At 58.7% G+C, this 6,727-nt stretch carries 6 protein-coding genes and 1 pseudogene; 1 reads left to right on the top strand and 6 read right to left on the bottom strand.

Annotated elements, in window-relative coordinates:
• On the top strand, nucleotides 1-121 hold a 121-nt coding region (locus ACTIEN_RS21575), incomplete at its 5' end, for a transposase domain-containing protein (RefSeq protein ID WP_439525213.1).
• Between the two features lie 302 nt (nucleotides 122-423).
• Here ACTIEN_RS21575 and ACTIEN_RS21580 read toward each other — a convergent pair.
• The 6 genes and pseudogenes from ACTIEN_RS21580 to ACTIEN_RS21605 form a co-directional block, all read right to left on the bottom strand.
• Nucleotides 424-1,788, bottom strand: coding sequence for a phosphomannomutase (locus ACTIEN_RS21580; protein WP_439525209.1), 1,365 nt, complete (start codon nucleotides 1,786-1,788; stop codon nucleotides 424-426).
• A 1-nt stretch (nucleotide 1,789) separates the two neighbouring features.
• Nucleotides 1,790-2,975, bottom strand: a pseudogene (locus ACTIEN_RS21585) (nucleotide sugar dehydrogenase).
• The gene (locus tag ACTIEN_RS21590; protein WP_439525210.1) at nucleotides 2,972-4,417 is read right to left on the bottom strand and encodes a mannose-1-phosphate guanylyltransferase/mannose-6-phosphate isomerase; all 1,446 of its coding nucleotides are present in this window, start codon (nucleotides 4,415-4,417) and stop codon (nucleotides 2,972-2,974) included. Before ACTIEN_RS21590 ends, ACTIEN_RS21585 begins: the two are co-directional and overlap by 4 nt.
• 19 nt (nucleotides 4,418-4,436) lie before the next feature.
• Nucleotides 4,437-5,408, bottom strand: coding sequence for a GDP-L-fucose synthase (gene fcl, locus ACTIEN_RS21595; RefSeq protein WP_439525211.1), 972 nt, complete (start codon nucleotides 5,406-5,408; stop codon nucleotides 4,437-4,439).
• A gap of 4 nt (nucleotides 5,409-5,412) precedes the next feature.
• Nucleotides 5,413-6,534, bottom strand: a complete 1,122-nt coding sequence (gene gmd / locus ACTIEN_RS21600; RefSeq protein WP_439525212.1) for a GDP-mannose 4,6-dehydratase — start codon at nucleotides 6,532-6,534, stop codon at nucleotides 5,413-5,415.
• Between the two features lie 33 nt (nucleotides 6,535-6,567).
• On the bottom strand, nucleotides 6,568-6,727 hold a 160-nt coding region (locus tag ACTIEN_RS21605; protein ID WP_439525214.1), incomplete at its 5' end, for a transposase.

The following is a 6,727-nucleotide window of genomic DNA, read 5'->3' on the forward strand; positions in this document are numbered from 1 at the left end:
CGACCCGCAGGCATGGCTCGCCGACGTCATCGCCCGCATCTCCGACATGCCCGTATCACGGCTGCCAGGACTGCTCCCGTGGAACTGGGCCGCCCCCGCAGCCAGCGTCAAGGCCGCCTGACCGCGGCTCACGCCGGATGGTTACCCACATCCTCGTCCCAGTGTTTTCTGTCCGTCGCCGCGCCGGGCGGTGGCTGGGTGAACGCTGCTGTTGCACGCTATGGGGTCAGTGCGAGCGCGATAGTGCCTGCAGGCTGGCAGTACCGCTTCAGCTACACGCCGAGTCATGTGGCGGTCTTGAGTTGATCGTGATCCTGCATGGCGGTTTTGGCTAGACCGGCCTTTGCGCGACGGCGTGAGTTACAAGGTTTGTGGCCGATAAACTACGGGCTAAATGTTTATGTTTTGTTCTTTTGGCGAAATTCAACCTTCCACCAACGCTCGCAGCCGCGCAACACGCTCTGCCAAAAGCGCCGCATCGCCACGCGTTTCAACATTCAATCGTAAAACGGGCTCGGTGTTCGAGGCGCGCAGGTTGAAGCGCCATGCACCCATATCAAGGCTCAGCCCGTCAGTTTCATCGATGCCTTTCGCCTCGGGTTCAAATGCGGCACGAACCCGCGCGACACCGACTGGCACGTCGTCGAGCACGAAGTTGATCTCGCCAGAAGACGGAAAAGCTGCCCGGCGTTCTGCAACCAGATCGCGTAGCGCGCCCTTCCGGCTGACCAGTTCCGCAATCATCAGCCATGGGATCATGCCGCTGTCGCAATGGCAGAAATCGCGGAAATAATGATGCGCTGACATCTCGCCGCCATAGATCGCACCATGGTCGCGCATTGCCTGCTTGATGAAGGCGTGGCCGGTGCGCGATTGCACAGCTTTTCCGCCTGCGGGCTCCACCACATCCAACGTGTTCCAGATCACGCGCGGATCGTGGATGATGGTGGCACCGGGTTCCTTTGCCAGAAACATGTCGGACAGCAGGCCCACGAGGTATTCGCCCGCAATGAAATCACCTTCGTGGTCGAAAAAGAAGCAACGGTCAAAATCGCCATCCCAGGCCACACCGAGATCGGCGCCTGCCGCCCGTACGGCTTCGGCGGTTGGGGGTTGGTTTTCCGGCAACAGCGGATTGGGGATGCCATTGGGAAAACTGCCATCGGGGTCATGGTGCATGCGGATAAAGCGCAGCGGCGCGCCACGCGCGGCAAGCGCATCGGCAATCGCGTCAAAAGTCGGCCCCGCTGCACCATTGCCGGCATTGACCAAGATCTTTAGCGGCTTCAGTGCATCGATATCGACAAAGGACAACACCCGCTCCACATAGGCTGCGCGCGCCTCGGTAGCCACATCATGCAGGCTGCCACCTGGGCGCGCAGGGCCGAAATCATCGGCCTCGGCCAACGCGCGGATGTTTGCCAAGCCGGTTTTGGCATCCAGCGGTGCTGATCCTGCGCGCACCATTTTCATCCCGTTGTAATCCATCGGGTTATGCGAAGCGGTGACGCAGATCCCGCCATCGGCGACGAAATGCGACGTGGCGAAATACATCTCTTCCGTGCCAGACAGGCCCAGATCAAGGACCTCGACACCCTTAGCGACCAGTGCCTCGGCCACCGCGTACGCCAGCGCTTCGGATGAGGCGCGGCAATCGCGTCCCAGCACCACGCGCCGCGCCCCCAGCGCCCGCGCAAAGCCCCGCCCGATGCGATGGGCGATGCCCTCATCCAGATCGACGCCGAGCCTCCCGCGAATATCGTAGGCTTTGAAGCAAGTCAGGCTCATGTCAATCTGCTCCAAAGAGATCGCGCGAATAGGTTTTTTCTGTGACATCCGCGATATCTGCGGTAATCCGGTTGGCAACGATGATGTCGGCTTCTTGTTTGAATGCCTCGAGATCGCGGATCACCTGTGATCCAAAGAAGGTCTCCTCAGCCATCACAGGTTCATAGACAATCACATCAACCCCTTTGGCCTTCAGGCGCTTCATGATACCTTGGGCCGAGGATTGTCGGAAATTATCTGATCCTGCTTTCATCACCAGACGGTAGATTCCCACTGTTTTTGGGGTGACGCAGCAGAATCTGCTCTGCCAAAAAATCCTTCCGGGTACGGTTTGCATCAACAATTGCCGCGATCAGATTTTGTGGCACATGCGCATAATTCGCCAATAACTGCTTGGTATCCTTGGGCAGACAATAGCCACCGTAGCCGAAGGAGGGATTGTTGTATTGCCCCCCGATCCTCGGATCGAGGCACACACCCTCGATAATGCTGCGCGCTTCCATCCCGTTGGCGATGGCGTAGCTATCAAGTTCATTGAAAAAGGCCACGCGCATTGCCAAATATGTGTTCGAAAACAGCTTGACCGCTTCTGCCTCTGATGGCGACATGAAAAGGATCGGCACGTCCTTGTCACGTGCGCCTTCGAGCATCAGATCAGCAAAGCGGCGTGCCCTTTCAGATGTATCGCCCACGATAATCCGGCTGGGATGGAGATTATCGTAGAGCGCGCGACCCTCTCGAAGAAATTCAGGGCTGAAAATGATATTGGAATTGCCTGTTGCCGCGCGCAATTTCTCCATGAAGCCAACAGGAATCGTTGACTTGATCACAATCGTTGCTTCAGGCGCTTCTCGCGTAACAGCATGCGCAACTGCTTCGACAGAGCCTGTATCGAAATGATTGGTTTTGGGGTCGTAATTCGTTGGAGTTGCGATCACTACAAAGTCGGCGCCGAGCAGCGCAGCTGAAAGATCGGTCGTTGCATGTAGCTGGAGCCTTCCCTCGACCAGAAGCGCTTCTAATTCACGGTCCAAAATCGGAGAGCGTCCGGAATTGAGCATGTCGACACGCTCAGGCGATATGTCTACGGCCGTTACATGATGGTTCTTTGCAATGAGTGCCGCATTCGAGAGACCTACATAACCGATCCCGACCACAACGATCTTTCTGACGCCTTGAGGCTTCATCCCTTGGCCCCCTGTCCGCGCGCATAGACATCCTCGTAGCGGATGATGTCATCCTCGCCCAGATAACTGCCGGTCTGCACCTCGATCAGCACCATCGGCACCTTGCCCGGGTTTTCCATCCGGTGAACCGCGCCAAGTGGGATATAGACCGACTGATTTTCGCTGATCAGCTGAGCCTTGTCATCGATGGTGACTTTTGCCGTACCCTCAACGACGATCCAATGCTCAGACCGGTGATGATGACTTTGTAGCGATAGCGCGGCGCCAGGATGCACATGGATGCGCTTCACCTGAAACCGGTTACCCACCACCAAGCTTTCGAACCAGCCCCAAGGTCGATGATCAACGGGGAACTGCGTGGCCTGCATGGCGCCCTTTTCCTTCAGCGCTGCCACGGCCTCTTTTACACGCTGCGCCTGCGATTTATGGGCGACCAGCACGGCATCCGATGTTGCCACCGCGATGATGTCGGCAAGTCCAATGCCCACAAGTTCGACACGCGCATTCTCTGACCGCAGCAGGGTGTCGGTGCAGTCTATAGCGGTTGCATGGCTTGAGGTCACATTGCCCGATTCATCAGGACCGGTTTCCTGCCAGACTGCATCCCAGCCGCCCAGATCCGACCAGCCCGCGCTATAGGGCATCACCGCGAGATTGGACGCGCGCTCCATGATCGCGTAATCGATCGAGATGTCGGGCACGCCCGCCCAAGGGCCGGGGGCCAGCCGGGTGAAGCCCAGATCGGAGTGTGCTTCTCGCACTGCAGCTTCCACTGGCCCCAGCACATCTGGAGCATGGGCCCGGAAGGCCGCGATCAGGCTTTCGGCCGTGAATAGGAAGATTCCCGCATTCCACAGGAAATTGCCCGAGGCCAGCATGTCGGCCGCCCGCGCGGCATCGGGCTTTTCGACAAAACGCACCAATGTTTGCGGCGTGGTGGCCACTGCATCCGCATCTACTGCCAGTTCCAGATAGCCATAACCGGTCTCGGACCGCGTGGGCGTGATTCCGAAGGTGATCAGATCACCCGCCTGTGCGCGCGAGGCTGCAGCCTGTACGGCTGCGCGGAACGCCGCTGCATCTGGGATGACATGATCCGATGGTGCCACGAGCATCAGTGCCTTCGGATCTTGCTCGGCCAGGACCAGCGCTGCGGCGAGCACGGCAGGGGCCGTGTTGCGCCCTTCGGGCTCGATCAGGACTGCGCGAGAGTTAATCTCTTTGGCAGCGAGTTGTTCCAGGACGATGAAACGGAAATCATTGCCGGTGACCACGGTGGGCGGTGCAAAACCCTCGCCAGAAAGCCGGGTCGCGGCCTGCTGGAACAGACTATCATGGCCCGTGATCTTGGCGAATTGCTTGGGGTAAGACTTGCGCGACAGGGGCCAAAGCCGGGTGCCCGAGCCACCGCAGAGAAGAAGCGGATGAATATGAATGGTCATCTTAATATCCCTTTGACTGTCAGACACGCGCGGTTTCGCGATGGTCCATATACCAGCGCCAGGCATCGCGCACCCCATCCTCCAGCGAAATCCGGGCCTTCCAGCCCATCCGCTCAAGACGTGAGACATCCATCAGCTTGCGCATCGTGCCATCGGGCTTGCTCGGGTCCAACTTGATCTCGCCCTTGAAACCCACTGTCCGGGCGACAAGATGCGCCAGATCGAGGATCGTGATATCGGCTCCGCTGCCAACGTTGATGTGGCTGAGCATGGGTTCTGTATTGGCGTCATATGCCTCTTTGGGCAGGTCCAGCACGTATAGGCTGGCTTCGGCCATGTCATCTACATGTAAAAATTCGCGGCGCGGCTCACCGGTGCCCCAGATGGTCACGCTGCCCACCCCCTGCTCAACCGCCTCCTGAAAGCGTCTGATCAAGGCGGGCAGGACGTGGGAGTTTTCCGGGTGGAAATTGTCACCGGGCCCATAAAGATTGGTCGGCATGACCGAGCGGTAATCGGTGCCATGCTGCCGGTTGTAGCTTTCGCACAGCTTGATCCCGGCGATCTTGGCGATGGCGTAGGGTTCGTTCGTGGGCTCCAGCACCCCGGTCAGAAGCGCATCCTCGCGCATCGGTTGCGGCACGGCCCGGGGGTAGATGCAGGACGAGCCCAGCTGCAGCAGGCGCGTGACTCCGGCGACGAAAGCCTGATGAATCACATTGCATTCGATCATCAGGTTTTTGTAAATGAAATCTGCTGGATAGGTGTTATTGGCATGAATGCCGCCTACCTTTGCGGCAGCAAGGATCACGATATCGGGCTCTTCGGTCTGCATGAAGGACCGCACGGCGGCCTGATCGGTCAGATCCAGCTCGGCATGGGTGCGGGTGATGAGGTCAAGCGCCTCACCCGCCGCCTTGCGGTCCTGCAACCGGCGCAGGATGGCGCCGCCCACCATGCCGCGGTGCCCAGCGATATGGATGCGTGTCATGCGTTCACCCCTCCAGCGCCACCGGCATATCCATGCCATGCTGCCTGAGCAACGCATGGCGTTTGGCGGTCTTCAGATCTTCGGCGACCATTTCGGCGCACATCTCTTGCGCGGTAATTTCTGGCTCCCAGCCCAGCTTCTCCTTGGCCTTGGCCGGATCGCCCAGCAGGGTCTCAACTTCGGCCGGGCGGAAATAGCGTGGGTCGATCCGCATGATCACATCCCCCGGCTTCACCGCCGGCGCCTTGTCGCCTGCCACCGAGACAACCTTAGCCACCTCGTCCACACCTTCGCCGGAAAACGCCAGCTCTATCCCCAGCTCGCGCGCTGACCAGGTGATGAATTCGCGCACCGAATACTGCACGCCGGTGGCGATGACGAAATCCTCGGGCACATCCTGCTGCAGCATCATCCACTGCATGCGCACATAATCCATCGCATGGCCCCAGTCACGCAGGCTGTCGATATTGCCCATATACAGGCAGGGCTCCAGCCCCTGCGCGATATTGGCAAGCCCGCGGGTGATCTTGCGGGTCACGAATGTCTCACCGCGGCGCGGGCTCTCATGATTGAACAAGATGCCATTGCAGGCATACATCCCATAGGCTTCGCGGTAATTCACACAAATCCAATAGGCATAAAGCTTCGCTACCGCATAGGGGCTTCGAGGATGAAACGGTGTGGTCTCGCGCTGTGGGATTTCCTGCACTAGCCCATATAACTCTGATGTGGACGCCTGATAAAACCGCGTCTTCTGCTCCAATCCCAGAAACCGGATAGCCTCAAGCAGACGCAGCGTGCCCATTCCATCAACATCGGCTGTGTATTCGGGCGCCTCAAAACTCACCGCGACATGGCTCTGCGCGCCAAGGTTGTAGACCTCATCTGGCTGCACCTCTGACAGAATCCGCGTCAGGTTCGAGCTGTCGGTCAGATCCCCATAATGCAGCTTGAGCCGCTGATGATTGCTATGCGGATCCTGATAGATATGATCGATCCGCTGCGTGTTGAACAGCGATGCGCGCCGCTTGATCCCATGCACCTCGTAGCCTTTCTCCAGCAGAAATTCTGCCAGATAGCTGCCGTCCTGGCCGGTGATGCCAGTGATCAAGGCTTTCTTCGTCATACTCTTCTCCTAGGGTCAGGACTCGTTCTCCATTCATAGCCAGAACATGACGGTTGCGGCGAGTGCGATTGCTGAGAGGAAGACCTTTGGGCACCGGTCATAGCGGGTAGCAACCCTGCGCCAGTCCTTCAGCCGACCGAACATGATCTCGATCCTGTTGCGTCGTTTGTAGCGGCGCTTGTCGTGCTTGATG

This window comes from Marivita sp., assembly GCF_051859345.1.
Classification (GTDB): Bacteria; Pseudomonadota; Alphaproteobacteria; order Rhodobacterales; family Rhodobacteraceae; genus Marivita.

What these genes read in the sequence shown, in the direction of transcription:
- gmd (WP_439525212.1), bottom strand. Translation starts at nt 6,534, where the DNA reads ATGACGAAGAAAGCCTTGATCACTGGCATCACCGGCCAGGACGGCAGC.
- ACTIEN_RS21580 (WP_439525209.1), bottom strand. Translation starts at nt 1,788, where the DNA reads ATGAGCCTGACTTGCTTCAAAGCCTACGATATTCGCGGGAGGCTCGGC.
- ACTIEN_RS21590 (WP_439525210.1), bottom strand. Translation starts at nt 4,417, where the DNA reads ATGACCATTCATATTCATCCGCTTCTTCTCTGCGGTGGCTCGGGCACC.
- fcl (WP_439525211.1), bottom strand. Translation starts at nt 5,408, where the DNA reads ATGACACGCATCCATATCGCTGGGCACCGCGGCATGGTGGGCGGCGCC.